A 16,394-nucleotide genomic window follows, 5' to 3' on the forward strand; every position below is an offset into this window, starting at 1 on the left:
TGCCAAGGCTACGGCCCTGTGTCGATGCGCAGAATCCACGCGGCGGGCAACGCAGTGATGCGTCCCGCGCAACGGCACAGGCGTTGCTTCTGGCGCAACGCGCTGTTGCGTGGGCCGGTGATTCTCCGGCGCTGGCGGTTTCTCTACGCTTTGGCCCCTGGCGCGGTCGTCCCCGGCGGCGCCCTTCCCCGGCCATCACAAGGAGCGTTTCCATGACCCGCAGCCCATCCGTCCTGCCATTGTCTGCCGCGTTTTTTCCTGTGCCATGAACAGCTCATTCCTGAAGTCCAGAACGCTTTGGATCTACGTGGCCGTCGTCGCTGTGCTCGGTCTGATCGGCGCCGTTTTGCTGATGTGGCGCCCGGCGATTGCACCCATCGAACGCCCGACAGGGTTCGATGGCGCTCAGTTGCAGCGCGGGGCGCGGGTGGTCGAGGCCGGCGATTGCGCCGTCTGCCACACCCGCCCCGGCGGTGAGTACCTGGCCGGTGGGCTGCCGTTGGTGACACCGTTCGGCACGCTGTTCAGCACCAACATCACCCCGGACGCTCAAACCGGTATTGGCCAATGGTCACTGCCGGCCTTCGAGCGGGCGATGCGCCAGGGCATTGCTCGCGATGGTCACTTCCTCTATCCCGCGTTCCCCTACGTGCACTACCGGCGCATGAGCCAGGTGGACATCGCCGACGCCTATGCCTATTTGATGAGCGGTCCTGGCGTGCACGCACCGGCCAGGCAGAACCAGATGAATTTCCCGATGAACATTCGTCCGCTGGTAGCGTTCTGGAACCTGCTGTTCCTGCACGGGGAGCCATTAACTCCGATGGCACAGCGCAGCGAGGCGTGGAATCGCGGGCGTTACCTGGTCGACGGCCCGGGCCATTGCGCCGGGTGCCATTCACCGCTGAATTTGATCGGCGCGGAAAAATCCTCGGAATATTTGCAAGGCGGTAGCGTCGACGGCTGGCACGCGCCAGCGCTGGTTGGTATGGGCCAGCGCGCCGCCCCGTGGAATCGAGATCAGTTGGTCGGCTATCTGCGCGCCGACGTGGTCGATGGTCACGGCACGCCCGCCGGGCCGATGCGTCCTGTCAGCTTGAGTCTGGCCCGCTTGCCCGCCAGTGAAGCCGAGGCGATTGCCGAGTATTTGCTCAGCCTGGAAAACCCGCCTTCGGTGACAGAGACAACGGCGAAGACGCCTGCCAGTGAACCGGCAGACCACTCGACCGGTGCCCTGCTTTTCAGCAGCGCCTGCGCCGGCTGCCATGGCCCGGCGGCGCCAATGCGCGTGATCGATGGTCGCCCGGGTCTGCAAAGCACCTCGGCGTTGCAAGCGGCGAGCTCGCGCAACTTCCTCAAAACCGTGCTCGAAGGCTTACCCGCCACGCCCGGATCGCCCGGCCCGCTGATGCCAGCGTTCGCCGCCAGCCTGGACAACGCGCAACTCGGCGCACTCGCCGCGTATCTGCGCCAGCAAGCCCGACCCGATCAGCCTTGGGCCGACCTCTCTTCCACTATTGAAGCGTTACGTCAGGAGACGAAATGAGCCAGATCACGCTAAACGTTAATGGCGCCGCGCAAGCGCTTGAGCTGGAGCCGGACATGCCGCTGCTGTATGCGCTGCGCAATCACTTGAACCTTAACGGCGCCAAGTACGGCTGCGGGCTGGGCCAATGCGGCGCCTGCACGGTGATCGTCGATGATCAACCCGTGTTCGCCTGCCTGACGCCCTGTGCCGGTCTCGAAGGCAAGAAAATCCGTACCGTGGAAAGCCTCGGCAGCGTCGAGAAGCCCGGCCCGCTGCAAACAGCGTTCATCGAGAAACAGGCCGCGCAATGCGGCTACTGCATTGCCGGCATGCTGATGCGCGCGCAAGCGCTGCTTGAACGCAATCCACACCCGGATGAACCCACCATCCGCGAGCACATGGCCGGCAATCTATGCCGCTGCGGTACACACTTGCGGATCATCGAGGCGATCAAACAGGTGGCCGGGCAACACGGGAGCCTGACATGAGTGAGTCCGATGGTTTGCAACCGAGTCGGCGCGCCTTCCTGCGCGGCGGTGCGCTGTTGATGGCGTTCACCCTGATGCCGGTAGCGCGGCGTGTGTTGGCGGATACCGAAGTCGATACGCTGGGCACCGTGGTCCTCGCGCCCGACCTCCCCGGAAGCCTGCGCACCAACCCGTTTCTCGACGCCTGGATTCGCATCGGCGCCGACGGCATTACCGTCTACACCGGCAAGGTCGAATTGGGCACCGGGGTGAAAACCGCACTGCTGCAAATTGCCGCCGAGCGCTTACAGGTGCCAGCAGCCGCAATCAACTTGCTCACCGCCGACACCGCGCTGACGCCCAACGAGGGCTACACCGCCGGCAGCCACAGCATTTTCGACAGCGGTACCGCGTTGTATAACGCCGCCGCGCAGGTGCGCGAAATGCTTGTCGATGCCGCCGCGCGCAGTTGGCAGGTTGAGGCGGCGCTGCTTGCGACGCAAAACGGAGTGATCGAAGGCCCGGCCGGTCAGCGGATGAGTTATGCCGACGCGGTCAAGCATGTCGATGTACACCAATATGCCAAGGCGCAGTCACCGGCGATGGCCGCTGCTGACTTCAAACTGATCGGCCATTCGTTGCCCCGCCTCGATATCCCGGCGAAAGTCAGCGGCGGCGCGGCATTCGTGCAGGACATACGCCTGCCGGGCATGCTGCATGCGCGGGTGATCCGCCCGCCACGTCCGGGCTGCACGCTGCAAGTATTCGATGAGGCCTCTATCGAAACCTTGGCTGGCGTGGTCAAGGTGATCCGCGACGGCAACTATCTGGCCGTGATCGCCCGTGATGAGTGGCAAGCGATCAAAGCCATGCGCCGTGCCAGCGAAGTTGCGCAATGGAGCGCCGGCGATGCGATTCCGGAGGCGACGCACATTCATGACTTGCTCAAGCGCCTGCCCTCGCGGCGCTATCCGATCAGCAATACCGGTACGCCAGGCACACCGGGCCACACGCGTTTTCAGGCACGGGTCACCAAGCAATACCTGATGCATGGCTCGATCGGCCCGTCCTGTGCGGTGGCCTGGTTCAAGGACGGCATGCTCACCGTGTGGACCCACACCCAAGGCGTTTACCCCCTGCGCGCCGGCATTGCCGAAATGCTGCGCCTGCCCCCTGAACGGGTGCGTTGTATTCATACCGAAGGCTCTGGTTGTTACGGGCACAACGGCGCCGATGATGCCGCCGCCGACGCAGCACTGATTGCCCTGCGCGTGCCCGGCACGCCGGTGCGCGTGCAATGGATGCGCGAGCAGGAAAATCTTTGGGAGCCGTACAGCTCGGCGATGGTCACCGAGGTCGACGCTGGCCTCAGCCAGGGGCGTTTGCAGGACTGGACCTACGAACTCTGGACCACCCCGCACAACGAACGCATTGTTAACGCCGGGCGCCTGTTGCCGGCACGCCTGCTCGCCCGGCCCTTCGCCTCAGCGCCATCAGTGCCGATCGCCCAGCCTGAAGGCGATGGAGATCGCAACGCCGTGCCGCTCTACGACCTGAACTCGACGCGCATCAACATGAACTTCGTCACCACAATGCCCTTTCGCACTTCGGCCATGCGTTCGCTGGGCGCGCACATCAACATCTTCGCCATCGAGGCGAGTATCGACGAGTTGGCAATCAAGGCCGGCATCGACCCGGTCGCGCTGCGTCTGGCCCATCTGAGCGACCCGCGCGCCCGCGCAGTCGTCGAACGGGTGCGAGATGCCATCGGCTGGCCGCAAAAAAGCAGTGAACCCGGCGCCGGCATCGGTTTCGCCTTTGCCCGCTACAAAAACATCATGGGTTACTGCGCCATCGCGGTGAAGCTGAGGGTGCATCCGCAGACCAGCGAGATCCGCATCGATCATGTGGTCACAGCCGTGGACGTCGGCCAGATCGTCAGCCCCGATGGCCTGCGCAATCAGGTCGAGGGCGGCATTGTGCAGTCCACAAGCTGGACCCTGTACGAAAAAGTCGCCTACGACGCGGGGGGCATTCGCAGCTACGACTGGAGCGGTTATCCGATTCTGCGCTTCACGCAATTGCCGAAAAAAGTCGATGTGCATTTGCTCGACCAGCCAGGGGAACCCTTCCTCGGTGCCGCTGAAATCGTCCAGGGTCCCATGGCCGCGGCCCTTGGCAACGCCGTCGCCAACGCCACCGGCCGGCGCTGGTTGAACCTGCCATTGACCCGTTCGACGCAATTCACTTGAACATGGGCGCCGTTGCGTCGTGCGCAAAACAGCGTAGCGCCGGGCACCGATTATCACCCCCGCGGCACCCGGTTAAGTTAGCAGCACTGGTTCGCCGCCCTGCGGCCGCGCTTGAAACCCTTTGATCAATCCGGAGCTACCCATGACTCGTCGCCTGTTCCAACCCATCGCACTCGGCCCTTACACCCTTGCCCATCGCGTAGCGATGGCGCCATTGACGCGATCACGTGCCGGCCAGCCGGGCGATGTGCCGACGAGCATGAACGCCGAGTACTACCGCCAACGTGCCAGCGCCGCGCTGATCATCACCGAGGCCACGCAGATTTCCCGGCAGGCTCAGGGTTACGCATGGACGCCGGGCATTTACAGCCAGGAACAAGTCCAGGCGTGGTGCGACGTCAGTGCGGCGGTGCATGCGGCCGGCGGATTGATCTTCATGCAGCTGTGGCACGTCGGCCGGGTTTCCCACCCAAGCTTTCAACCCGATGCCGGCCTGCCGGTGGCGCCCAGCGCGCTGCCGGTGCCCGGCAAGACGTTTATCGTCGATGAAAGCGGAAACGGCGTCTGGGGGGATGTGCCGGTGCCACGTGCACTGGAAACAGCGGAAATTGCCGGCATCGTCGAGGATTATCGCGTGGCCGCGCGCAACGCATTGCAGGCAGGCATGGACGGTGTAGAGATTCATGCCGGCAACGGTTACCTGCTCGATCAGTTTCTAAACAGCAACAGCAATCACCGTGACGACGCCTATGGCGGCAGCGTAGAGAATCGCGCGCGGTTTCTGCTGGAGGTGGTCGCGGCCGTGGCTGAAGAAGTCGGCGCCGAGCGGGTCGGCGTACGCTTGACGCCGATGGGGCGTTTCATGGGCATGGGCGATGACACCCCGCAGGCCACCTTCGGCCACCTCGTCGAAGCGCTCAACCAATGGAATCTGGCGTACTTGCACCTGGTCGAGCCAGCGATGGTCGGCACAGTCAAAGATGAAAATTTCGACCCGCGCTGGGACGCGATCATTGCCCAGTTGCGCGAAACGTGGAACGGCGTGCTGATCCTCGCCGGCGGCTACGATGCGCAATCTGCCGAACAGGCGCTGGTCGCTGATCGTGCCGACATCATTGCGTTCGGCCGCCCGTTCCTGGCAAACCCTGACTTGCCGCGTCGACTGCACGATGGCCTGGCGCTCAACACGCCGGACCCGAGCAGCTTTTTCGGCGGGGATCAGCGTGGGTACGTTGATTATCCGTTTCATGCCTGAGCACAAGCACGCGGCCTTCGCTGCATGACTGTGTAAATCCCCTATAAGCCAGACTTAGGGGGGGGCTGTACTGCGCGGTCGCGCGGGGGCCAGCGGCGCTGGCCCTGCGTCCAACTGTCGCAGCAAACAGCCATTGGAAAATTCCGCACAAGCCTTAGAATCCGCGCGCTCTTGCAGTCGCCAGATTTGGCACCCGAGGCATACCTGACGGGCTGGCCCCACCTCGGACTCAATCGCCCCTCCCGTTCGGCGAGCACTTGCACCCCACACCCTTCGGCTTGGCAATCGCATGCGCGGAAGCGCACGTTCTGCTGTTCGTTTTCTAGAGGTTTTTATGTCTGCGCGTTTGCTGGCCATGGCGCTGGCGCCCCTGCTTGGGCTGTTCATTGTTGCGCTGGGCAACGGTTTCCTGTCTTCCCTGACCACCCTTCGCCTGGACGCCGCCGGTGCCTCGGCCACGACAATCGGTTTCGTTTCATCAGCCTACTTCATGGGTTTAACCCTGGGTGCGGTGTTCAACGACCGGTTGATTCTGCGCATCGGCCATATCCGCGCCTACGGCAGCTTTGCCTCGCTGATCGCCGTGACCATCCTGCTGCAGGGATTGTTCTATGACACGTGGGGCTGGTTCGCCCTGCGCCTGATCAACGGCTGGGCCACGGTCGGCGTGTTTCTGGTGATCGAAAGCTGGCTGCTGCTGGCCGGCGACGCGAAGATTCGTGGGCGCTTGCTTGCGCTGTACATGATCGTTTTGTACGGCGCCGGTGTGCTGGGTCAGGCAACGCTGGGGAAAATCACCGGGTTGAGCGACAGCGCACCGTTCATGGTGGCCGGCATGCTCGCTTCGTTGTCGGTGCTGCCGATTGTGATCCTGCCGCGCGTGTCGCCACTGCTCGATCAGGTCGAGCCGCTCAAGCCACGGCAATTGTTGGGCGTGACGCCAACCGGGCTGGTCGGCTGTTTCGGCTCGGGTGTCAGCATCGCGGCGATTTACACCTTGCTGCCGCTGTATCTGCAACGCAGCGGTCTGAATGTCGGTGACGTCGGCAGCATGATGGCCTGGACAATCCTCGGCGCCATGCTCCTGCAATACCCGGTCGGACGTTGGTCCGACCGCAAGGATCGCTTGCAGGTGCTGACGATTCTGACGGTGGCGTGCACGGTGTTGTCGCTGGTGATTGTGCTGGTGCCGTTGTCCTCGGCGCTGCTCGCGGTGATGTTGTTTCTGCTTGGCGGTGGAGTCTTCGCGCTTTACCCGGTGGCGGTCAGCCACGCCGCCGACCGCGCCCCCGCCGAAGCCTTGGTACCGATGATTCAGGGCTTGCTGCTGATCAACTCACTGGGCTCGGCAATCAGCCCGATGATGATCTCGCCGGTGATGAACTCGTTCGGTGCCAATGGACTGTTCTGGGTCTTTGCGCTGGTCAATCTGTGCATGGTCAGTTTCTTCCTGTGGCGGCGTGGCAAGCGCCCGGTTCCGGCCAATCCCGCGCCGTTTGCGGCGGCGGCGACCTTCTCGCCGACGGGTGCGGAGCTGCGGGTGACCGAAGATCTGCGTCAGGCCGTGCAGGAGCATCCGCCGATGGTTGACGCGCTGAGCGGCGAACCTTCGCCGCAATGTGAAGCACGCTAAGCTCATTTACGTAATTCGATGAGCCCATTAGTGCCTTTTGCCTACACTCCTTGGCAATGATGTTTACCTCTGTGCCCAAGGAGTCACCTTATGTCCAAGCTCTACCCCAGTGTCGATCCCGAGGGGCTGGTCGAGTACTCAGTGGTCTACACCGACCGCTCGCTGAACCACATGTCGCAGTCCTTTCAAGGGGTGATGAAGAACATTTCCGGAACCCTGAAAAAGGTCTACAACGCCGAGGCTGTTGCGGTGGTTCCGGGCAGCGGCACATTCGGCATGGAGGCGGTGGCGCGGCAGTTCGCCACCGGCCAGCAGTGCCTGGTGATCCGCAACGGCTGGTTCAGCTATCGCTGGAGCCAGATCCTGGAGATGGGCAATATTCCGGCCGCCACCACGGTACTCAAAGCCCAGCCAGTCGAAACGGGTCACCAAGCGGCCTATGCCCCGCCGCCTCTGGATGAAGTGCTGGCAGCCATTGCGGCGCAGAAGCCGCAGATAGTCTTCGCGCCCCATGTTGAAACGTCATCCGGAATCCTCCTGCCCGACGAGTACTTGCGGGCAGTCGGCGACGCCGTGCATGCGGTGGGCGGCCTGTTCGTGCTGGACTGCATCGCTTCCGGCACGATTTGGGTGGATATGCACAAATGCGCCGTCGACCTGCTGCTCAGCGCACCGCAGAAAGGTTGGAGCGCCTCCCCTTGCTGCGCCCTGGTCATGCTCAGTGCTCGGGCTCTGGAGCGCATCGAACAGACGCAAAGCAGCAGCTTTGCCTGCGACCTGAAAAAGTGGCTGCAGATCATGCAAGCCTACGAACAGGGCGGACATGCCTACCATGCGACCATGCCCAGCGATGCCCTCGCGCGGTTCAACGACGTGATGAAAGAGACCCAAGCCTACGGTTTCGACAAAGTGCGCGGCGAGCAACAGACGCTGGGTGACCGGGTACGCGCCCTGTTGACCGGCAAAGGCTTCAAAAGCGTGGCGGCTGCCGGCTTTCAGGCCCCTGGCGTTGTGGTGAGCTACACCGATGATGCCGACATCAAGAACGGCAAGAAATTTGCCCACCACGGTCTGCAGATCGCTGCCGGCGTGCCGTTGCAATGCGACGAACCGGCCGACTTCCAGACCTTCCGCATCGGCCTGTTCGGGCTTGAAAAGCTGCACAATATCGAGCGTACGATCAGTACGCTTGAGCAGGCGCTGGATGAAGTGATGGTTGGCTAAGACCTGTTCGTGCCCGCAGGGCACGAAGTTATCGCATGCCAATATTTCTGGTGGAGGCGATGCTTGATCGCTTCCATCGCTGCATACGGCCTGTGCCCAGTGCGCAGCGAACAGGTTGTACGATGTCCTATCACGAGGTATTACTATGTCTCCCACAAAAAAAATAAAACCCCGGAGATTGCTACATGGACTCATCCCTGTCCGCCAAGCCTGAAAGCCTTGACCGCGCGGTAGGCAACACTCGCCGCAGCTTCCTGAAAAAGTCCCTCGCCGTTTCCGCCACACTCGTCACCGTCGGCGGCACCGCACTGACCCGGATTGCCGAGGCCGCCGAACCCTTGAGTCAGCGCTATCCGGATCCGCTGATTCACATCCTCGACGACAGCTTCCTCGAGCTACGTGTGTTCAACGCCAGTGTTGAAAAACTTGCCACCGGTATGCGCTGGGCCGAAGGACCGGTGTGGGTCGGTGATGGCCGCTATTTGTTGGTCAGCGACATCCCCAATAATCGCATCATGCGCTGGGATGAAATCACCGACACGTTCACCGTGTACCGCGAACACTCCAACTTTTCTAACGGCATGTGCCGGGATCGCCAAGGGCGTCTGATTGTCTGCGAAGGCTCCACCACCACCAGCGAAGGCCGCCGCGTCACGCGCACCGAATCCAATGGCACGATCACCGTGCTGGCCGACAGCTTCGACGGCAAGCCCTTCAATTCGCCCAACGACATCGTCTGCAAAAGTGACGGTTCGATCTGGTTCACCGACCCGCCCTTCCAGACCAGCAACAACTACGAAGGCCACAAAGTCACCCCGAGCCAACCCCACGCCGTGTACCGCATCGACGGCGAGAGCAAAAAAGTCACGCGGGTCATCGGCGATCTCAACGGTCCCAACGGCCTGTGCTTTTCTCCCGATGAAAAAACCCTGTACGTCGTCGAAGGTCGCGCCAAGCCCAATCGTCTGGTCTGGGCAATTGCCGTGAAGGACGACGGCACACTCGGCGAACGCCGAAAGCACATTGAAGGGCTGGAATATGCCGCGATCGACGGCATCAAATGCGACGAAGCGGGCAACCTGTGGTGCGGCTGGGGCGGCAATGGTGATCCCAAGGCCGACCTGGAGAAACTCGACGGCGTGCGGGTTTTCAATCCTCAGGGCAAGGCCATCGGGCACATTTCTCTGCCAGAGCGCTGCCCGAATGTGTGCTTCGGGGGACGCGAAGGGAATCGGCTGTTCATGGCCAGCAGTCACTCGATCTATTCGCTTTTTGTGAATACTCGAGGGACTACGTTTGCGTTGTAGACGCCAGGTTCTTCTCACGACAGTTTCGTGAGTGGCGAATCGACAGACTGCCGCGCATCCGAGGATGCGCGGCATTCAAGCCTGTTTACTGATCCCGCCTCGCTGGACCTTGTGATGCGCACCGCCACAGGTGCCCAACAGCAGTTTACGACCAGAACCCTTTATGCGGTTCGGCCGCCTCACCCTCCAGCATCGGCCCCAACACACTCACCTTGCGCTGCCCCTTGGCGAACACCTCGCGGCACGGCAGCGAGAACGTCGGGTTCTCCGGATGGTCTCCCGTCAACTCCAGCAACGCATGCTCCGACAAGGCATAGACCACCCGCCCGATCCCCGTCCAATACACGGCGCCTGCGCACATGCAGCAAGGTTCGGCGCTGGTGTACAGCGTGCACAGTTCCAGCTCTTGCGGCGACAGCAGCTTGGCCGCTGCAGCCGCTGCAACCAGTTCGGCATGTTGGGTCGGATCACCCTCCGGCGGCATCGAGTTGTTGCCTGCTTCGACAATCACCTTGCCGTTGCGGTCGGCTACCAATGCCGCGAACGGATGGCGACCGCGCTGTTTCGATGCCTCGGACAAGGCAATGGTCTGGCGCAGCAATGTCAGGTCAAGATCGCTGACACCGGCCGGGATGAGCTGGGTAAATTGATTCATGGGTAACTCCTGGGCAGTGGAAAAAACACAGTCAGTCGGCCAGTTCAGCCGACGTAGCGCCGATGGTTTCGGTCGATTTTTTTTCGTTGTTGAGCAATAGATTGAGGAAGATGGCGGTGATCGCACCGAGGAAAATCCCGCTGTCGAGCACCAGTTTCAGCGTCGGGCCGACGTGTTCGAACAGCGCCGGAAAGGACATCGGCAGCACGCCGACACTCACCGACACGGCGACGATGATGCCGTTGCGCGTCCCCTCGAATTGCACCCGCGACAGTTCCTGAATCCCCGCCACCGTGGTCATGCCGAACATCACGATCGCGCAGCCACCGAGCACCGGCGTCGGCACCGCCGCAATCAGCGCGCCGAGTTTCGGGAACAAGCCCATCAGCACCATGATTGCCCCGGCAGCAGCCACGACGAAGCGGCTTTTAACGTTCGAAAGCGCAATCAAACCGGTGTTCTGGGTGAACGCGTTGTAAGGAAAACTGTTGAACAAGCCGCCGAGCATGGTCGACAAACCGTCGGCGCGAAACGCGTTGCCGAGGGTCTGTTGCGTGGTCGGCTTGCCGGTCAACTTGCCGATTGCCAGGCAGTTGCCGGTGGTCTCGGCCATGATCACCAGCATCGCCAGGGTCATGATCAGAATCGGGACCGGCGAGAATTCCGGTGCGCCGAATGCCATCGGCGCACTCAGCTCAAACCACGCTGCTTCGCTGACCCGGCTGAAGTGGGTCATGCCGCAAGCCGCTGCGATCAGACTGCCGACGAACAAGCCGATCAGCACGCTGAGGTTGCCGATAAAACCCCTGAATTTGGCATAGATGACCAGCGTCACACTGACCGTGGCCAAGCCCAGCAACAAGTTGGCGGGATTGCCAAAATCCGCTGAGTCGGGATTGCCACCACCTAACCAGATCGCAGCAGCAGGCATCAGCGAGATGCCGATAATGGTGATCAGACTGCCAATCACCACCGGAGGGAAAAACCGCAGCAAACGGCTGAACACCGGCGCCAGCGCAATGGTGATAAAGCCCGCCGCGATCACCGCACCGAAAATCTGACTGAGGCCGAACTCCTTGCCGATCATGATCATCGGCGCCAGCGCGATAAACGAGCAGCCCTGAATCAGCGGCAGACGCGCGCCGAATTTCCAGAAACCGAGGGTTTGAATCAACGTCGCCACACCAGAGGTCAACAGGTTGGCGTTGATCAAAAACACCACCTGCGCCGAAGTCAGGCCCATCGCACTGCCAAGAATCAGCGGCACCGCGACTGCTCCCGCGTACATCACCAAAACATGCTGCAAGCCAAACGTGAACAACTGTCGCAGCGGCAAAACCTCGTCCACCGGATGAATGCGTTGTGTGGTCATTTCACACGCTCCTGAAGGTGCGGCATCTATTGAGATCGCGGGCATGCTCAGGGGCGTTTGAAAGGTGGATCCGCCCCGGAGATCGTTTGACGCGGGGCCATATTTGAACGTTTATTACGATGAAACAAATTGGCAACCATCGCTTTTTTCGATGGCACAATCAGGTATCCGCTTGCTGCTATAACCCCTTACCTTCGACCCGGGAGTTCATCGCTTGCGCTTTTCACTCGATCAACTGTTGATGTTCGTCCAAGTGGTCAAAAGCGGATCGTTTTCCGCCGCCGGGCGCAAACTGGGCAAGACCCAATCGACCATCAGCGCGGCGATTGCCAACCTCGAAACCGACCTCGGCGTCGACCTCTTCGACCGCAGCAACCGCAGCCCTGCCCTCACCGCCAGCGGCCACAAATTGCTGCTGCAGGCCGAAGCCGTGCTCGAACGCTGCATGACCTTTGAGGCCCACGCCGACTGCCTGTCGGACGACGTCGAACCCAGCCTGACGCTCGCGATTGAAACGCCGTACGGCCCGATCATGTCCGTACTCAAAGCCTTCGAAGCAGCGTTCCCCTTCGTCGATCTGATCATCCGCCATCCGGTGTACGGCGATGTCAGCGAGCTCGTCAGCAGCGGCGCAGCCATACTCGGCGTGGCGTTTTCACAGCCCGACTACCCCAATGAGCTGGCGTTCCAGCAACTGGGCAAACTGATCATGCTGCACGTCTGCCATCCCGATCACCCGCTGGCGCAGCTCGACAACGTCAGCTTCGAGGACCTGCACGTCCATCGACGTCTGGCGTTCAGCGCCCACGCGAGCAAACTGCCGAGCAGCGAATACCTGCGCTCGACCCAGCTGTGGCAGGCGGAAAGCTATCTGGCCTTACTGGAAATGGTGCGCGCCGGTCTCGGCTGGGCCACCCTGCCCCGTCAACTCATCCAGCGCGAACTGGCCAGAGGTGAATTGGTAGAACTTCAACTCTCGGCCTACCCGCACACCGACTGGCAAATAGGCGTGGACCTGTTGTGGGCACGCCAGCGGCCCTTGGGCAAGGCTGAGCGCTGGCTGAAAGAGAAATTGCAGGACAACAAGGTTTTTGAGCTGGATCGAAATGGACAGATCACCACGCTGTGACGACGCTGGAAATAGCGCTGATCGGCAAATTTGCCCGCAGCCCTGATGGTAAGTGTCGCCTCGCAAAGGGCCAGCTCATCGAAGTTGTATCCAACCCCACTCCGACAAAGCCATAGGGTGTCCAATGGTGCCTCAGCGCAGGCTTGAATCGTATGCTGGAACTCGTATGAACGGGTGGATGAGAGCAACTGTCTGTCTACCCGACAATCAGATCCGACCCTGGGCGTTTAGCCGTTCAAACTGGCCACCACGACCTATACTGCCGAAACATTGTCGTCGAGGTGGCAAAAAGTCGTTTCGGCCCTGCGCGTGCTGTTGTATGACCATGGCGCTCGTGCAGTAAGTACAACCACTCTCAAACAGAAGGAGAATTTCGCATGAATATGAACACGTTTTTGCTGGGAGCCACCACTTTACTGTTTGCCACCGTGGCCAGTGCTGATATTCCACTACTCAACTACGACTGCCCGACTAATATCGCCGTGCATGCGGATCAGGGCGGGCCGGTGTACATCAATGGCAAGGAGGCCAGACTGAAGAAATTCAATAACAACGCCTATGAAGCCAAAGGCTCTGGCGTGACGATTTCTCTCACGCGTAATCCAGATGCGTCATGGGACGTATCCTATACCGGTAAAGGCGGGGCCAATGGGGTGTGCAAGCCAGCGACATCGGGCGCTGCGAGTGCTGTCGGTAGCGCCAATGGCACATCTGCCACCAGCAAGGCAGAGAAAGCCTGCCTCGCCGAGGTGGCGAAGAAAACCGGTGTGGCCGTCAGCAAACTTTCGGTGACCGACGTCATGACCGCCGAAGCGGGAGTTGGCGTGACGATCAAGGTACCTGACGCGGACGCTCCTTGGTCGTGCCTGTCCGATGCCAGTGGCAAAGTCCAAGGTGCAAGTTATACCGGATCTGAAGGCAAACTCTGAGTGGTAGCCAAGCGCCCTTTGCTTGCGCGATCGGCAGCCCAGCAGGGCTTCGTTCTGCCGATCGCGCAATTCAGCGGCGCCTTAATGCCCAGAGGGTAACGCACCCAACAGGGCGATAATGAAAAGCGTCCAATCATGGAGTATATGAGCGCCCGTGGAGACCCAGATACTCTTCGGCATGATGCAGGGCAGCAGCAGAATCAGCCGCGCGCTGCCGATGCGGATTAGCGTCAGGTCACCGGTGTGTCCGGATCATCTACAAAGTGTAAGAAACACCCACTTGAACGGTTCTCGGTTCACCAGGGTACGCATACACATTGCCAAAGGCGCCTTCTTCATAGTCGCGGTCGAAGACATTCTTCACATCAAGGTTAAGCCTGACCTTGTCGTTGATCTTGTAGAAGCTGAGCAAATCGACAACGGTGTAACTGCCCATCGAAAACGCCGTGTTCGCCGTCTGGCCGGCACGTTCGTCAACGTACTTGCCGCCCATCCCCAAACCCAATCCCTTGAGATTGCCATCCTGGAATTCGTAAACGTTGAGCAGGCTGAAGCTGTTCTTCGGAATGTTCATCAGTCGTGTGCCCGACTGGATTACATTGTCCTTGGTGACTTCAGCGTCCACATAGGCATAACCGCCAATCACCCGCCACTCTGGGGTTACGTTGCCTGCCACGTTGAGATCAAAGCCTCGGCTGCGCACCTCTCCAGCGGCCACGCTGAAAGTGGAGTCCACGGGATCGGTGGTGAGGACGTTGCGTTTTTCAATCTGGTAGATCGCCGCGTCAACGCTTAACTGGCGATCCAGCGCTTCCCATTTGATCCCCATCTCATAAGACTTACCCTTTTCCGGTTCAAAACCGCCGCCCTGCCGACTTGCTCCCGTATTGGGTTTGAATGAGCGCGCGGTATTGGCATACACCGCGACGGTATCGGTAAGGTCATAAAGCACGCCAAGACGTGGGGTCACCGCATTGTCGCTTGCCTCCCAGCTTTTGCCGCCCGGCACATAGGTTTCATAGTCATGCTCGAAACGCTCGAAACGGGCGCCCGCCAGCACTTTCAGGCGCTCGGTCAATGCCACTTGATCCTGGATGAAGGCGGCGTAGGTCTTGAGATTTTCCTTGTCGTGGGTCGGCGTACGGGTCAGGGCGGGACGAGCCTGACCATATACCGGATTGAAGATATCAATCGGGTAGGCACCTACCGCGCCACTGGAACGCTGGATGATGGACTTATAGTCGTAATCCTCGTACTCGATTCCGGTCAACAGCGTGTGATCGAAGCCCCCGGTCGAGAAATGTCCGGTGAGGTTCAGTTGGGTGTCCTTGTCCGTCCACTCCAGTTTGCGATAATTGAAGTTGCGCCCCAGCGTGCGCCCGTCGGCAGCGACGCCATTCGCTTCAATCGCATTGCCCTGCAGTGTCCCATCGAGCCATTGAAAACCACCGCCCAACGTCCAGTTATCGCTCAGTAGGTGTTCGAAACGCAGCTGCGCCATGTTGTTGTCGTTGTGCAACTTGCCAACGTCTTTTTCGCCAAAGAAGGTATCGCGAGACGCGGTACCGATCTGATTTGGATAACGCGTGACGCCACGATCCAGCGGGTGATTATTGCGCATGAAATCACCCTCGAAGATCACCTTGGTATCGTCGCTGGCCTGCCAGGAAATAACCGGCGTCACGCCATAGCGCTCGGTTTCAACATGATCGCGGAAGGTATCACCGCCTTCCCCCACCACATTCAAGCGATAGGCCAGGCGGCCTTCCTCGTCGATCGGGCCGGAAGCATCCAGCGTGCCGCGCTTCATTCCCTGATCATCGAGCTGGCTGCCCAGGGTCGCGGTGCGCTCCATCAACGGCTGTTTGGAGACCACGTTGAACGTGCCACCTGGATCACCTCGACCATAGAGCGTAGTGGCGGGGCCTCGCAGTACTTCAAGACGCTCGATGGTGTTCGCATCGGGCATGTTCGGATAACCACGGTTGATCGGGAAACCGTTGCGATAGAACTCGCCCGTGGTAAATCCACGCACCGTGAAAGTAGTCAGTCCCTGGCCTCCGAAGTTATTGGCCCGCCCCACCCCTCCGGCGTAATCAAGCGCGTCCTGAAGCCGAGTAGCGCCGATGTCTTCGACAGCATCTTTGGTCACCACGCTCATTGACTGCGGGGTCTCGTGAATCGAGGTGTCGGTTCGCGTTGCGCTGGCAGAACGCGTTGCTCGGTAGCCCTCCACCGGCCCTTGGGCGGCTTCGTACTGCGCAGTACCGACGATGTCGGTCGCCTGCAACTCCAGAATGGTTGTATCGGATGTCGCCTGCTCCGCCCAGGAGGAAGCGGAAATTGCCTGAAGCACACAGATGGAAACCAGAGTACGACGCATCGAGAAAGCCTTGAGGAAATAGCCAAATGGGACGGCATACGTGCCAATAATTCGGGGGCAATAATATATGACGCCTCGAGCATTTGATACGTATTCGCATTTGTATTTATCAACGCCGCTCCAATAGCCGTGTTGAAGATCGATCCTTCCAGACAACTCAACTTGCGTAACCCATGCATCCACGCTGGTGACAATGAAAAAAGCTGGGTGTTGCCCGCTGCCAGTAACGGCTCACAACCCTTCAGGTCGCCGCACAGTGC

General features: G+C 60.5%; 11 protein-coding genes and 1 pseudogene. 9 read left to right on the forward strand and 3 right to left on the reverse strand.

Features of this window, described 5'->3' with window-relative positions; translation table 11 throughout:
• Nucleotides 1-307 precede the first annotated feature (307 nt).
• From AB4P91_RS19290 to AB4P91_RS19320, 7 genes are all read left to right on the forward strand, one after another.
• Nucleotides 308-1,546, forward strand: coding sequence for a c-type cytochrome (locus AB4P91_RS19290; RefSeq protein ID WP_395603423.1), 1,239 nt, complete (start codon nucleotides 308-310; stop codon nucleotides 1,544-1,546).
• Entirely contained in the window at nucleotides 1,543-2,016 is a 474-nt protein-coding gene (locus tag AB4P91_RS19295; RefSeq protein ID WP_150591835.1) for a (2Fe-2S)-binding protein, read from the forward strand. The genes AB4P91_RS19290 and AB4P91_RS19295 overlap by 4 nt, the downstream gene beginning before the upstream one ends.
• Nucleotides 2,013-4,247, forward strand: a complete 2,235-nt coding sequence (locus AB4P91_RS19300) for a molybdopterin cofactor-binding domain-containing protein (protein WP_395603424.1) — start codon at nucleotides 2,013-2,015, stop codon at nucleotides 4,245-4,247. Before AB4P91_RS19295 ends, AB4P91_RS19300 begins: the two co-directional genes overlap by 4 nt.
• A 142-nt stretch (nucleotides 4,248-4,389) precedes the next feature.
• Nucleotides 4,390-5,502, forward strand: coding sequence for an alkene reductase (locus tag AB4P91_RS19305; RefSeq protein ID WP_395603425.1), 1,113 nt, complete (start codon nucleotides 4,390-4,392; stop codon nucleotides 5,500-5,502).
• 334 nt (nucleotides 5,503-5,836) lie between these two features.
• Nucleotides 5,837-7,135, forward strand: coding sequence for an MFS transporter (locus AB4P91_RS19310; RefSeq protein ID WP_395603426.1), 1,299 nt, complete (start codon nucleotides 5,837-5,839; stop codon nucleotides 7,133-7,135).
• Nucleotides 7,136-7,225: 90 nt separating this feature from the next.
• Nucleotides 7,226-8,359, forward strand: a complete 1,134-nt coding sequence (locus AB4P91_RS19315) for an alanine--glyoxylate aminotransferase family protein (protein ID WP_395603427.1) — start codon at nucleotides 7,226-7,228, stop codon at nucleotides 8,357-8,359.
• A gap of 185 nt (nucleotides 8,360-8,544) precedes the next feature.
• A complete protein-coding gene (locus tag AB4P91_RS19320) occupies nucleotides 8,545-9,666 on the forward strand; it encodes an SMP-30/gluconolactonase/LRE family protein (RefSeq protein WP_395603428.1) in 1,122 nt (373 codons plus the stop codon).
• Between the two features lie 145 nt (nucleotides 9,667-9,811).
• On the opposite strand, the gene AB4P91_RS19325 is transcribed toward AB4P91_RS19320, so the two are convergent.
• Nucleotides 9,812-10,321, reverse strand: coding sequence for a nucleoside deaminase (locus tag AB4P91_RS19325; protein ID WP_150591829.1), 510 nt, complete (start codon nucleotides 10,319-10,321; stop codon nucleotides 9,812-9,814).
• Nucleotides 10,322-10,352: 31 nt separating this feature from the next.
• On the reverse strand, nucleotides 10,353-11,693 hold the full coding sequence (locus AB4P91_RS19330; RefSeq protein WP_395603429.1) for a nucleobase:cation symporter-2 family protein: 1,341 nt from the start codon (nucleotides 11,691-11,693) through the stop codon (nucleotides 10,353-10,355).
• A 214-nt stretch (nucleotides 11,694-11,907) separates the two neighbouring features.
• Between AB4P91_RS19330 and AB4P91_RS19335 the strand changes: the two genes are divergently transcribed.
• Together AB4P91_RS19335 and AB4P91_RS19340 are read left to right on the forward strand one after the other, a co-directional pair.
• Nucleotides 11,908-12,822: a LysR family transcriptional regulator gene (locus AB4P91_RS19335; RefSeq protein ID WP_395603430.1), complete on the forward strand. Its 915-nt coding sequence runs from the start codon at nucleotides 11,908-11,910 to the stop codon at nucleotides 12,820-12,822.
• 383 nt (nucleotides 12,823-13,205) lie between these two features.
• A pseudogene (locus tag AB4P91_RS19340) lies at nucleotides 13,206-13,484 on the forward strand (hypothetical protein); the annotation flags it as partial.
• Between the two features lie 523 nt (nucleotides 13,485-14,007).
• On the opposite strand, the gene AB4P91_RS19345 reads toward AB4P91_RS19340, so the two are convergent.
• Complete coding sequence (locus AB4P91_RS19345; protein WP_395603431.1) at nucleotides 14,008-16,134, reverse strand: TonB-dependent siderophore receptor; 2,127 nt, start codon at nucleotides 16,132-16,134, stop codon at nucleotides 14,008-14,010.
• Between the last annotated feature and the right edge of the window lie 260 nt (nucleotides 16,135-16,394).

Origin of the sequence: Pseudomonas sp. B21128 (assembly GCF_044218865.1) — a bacterium.
Taxonomy (GTDB): domain Bacteria; phylum Pseudomonadota; class Gammaproteobacteria; order Pseudomonadales; family Pseudomonadaceae; genus Aquipseudomonas; species Aquipseudomonas iridis.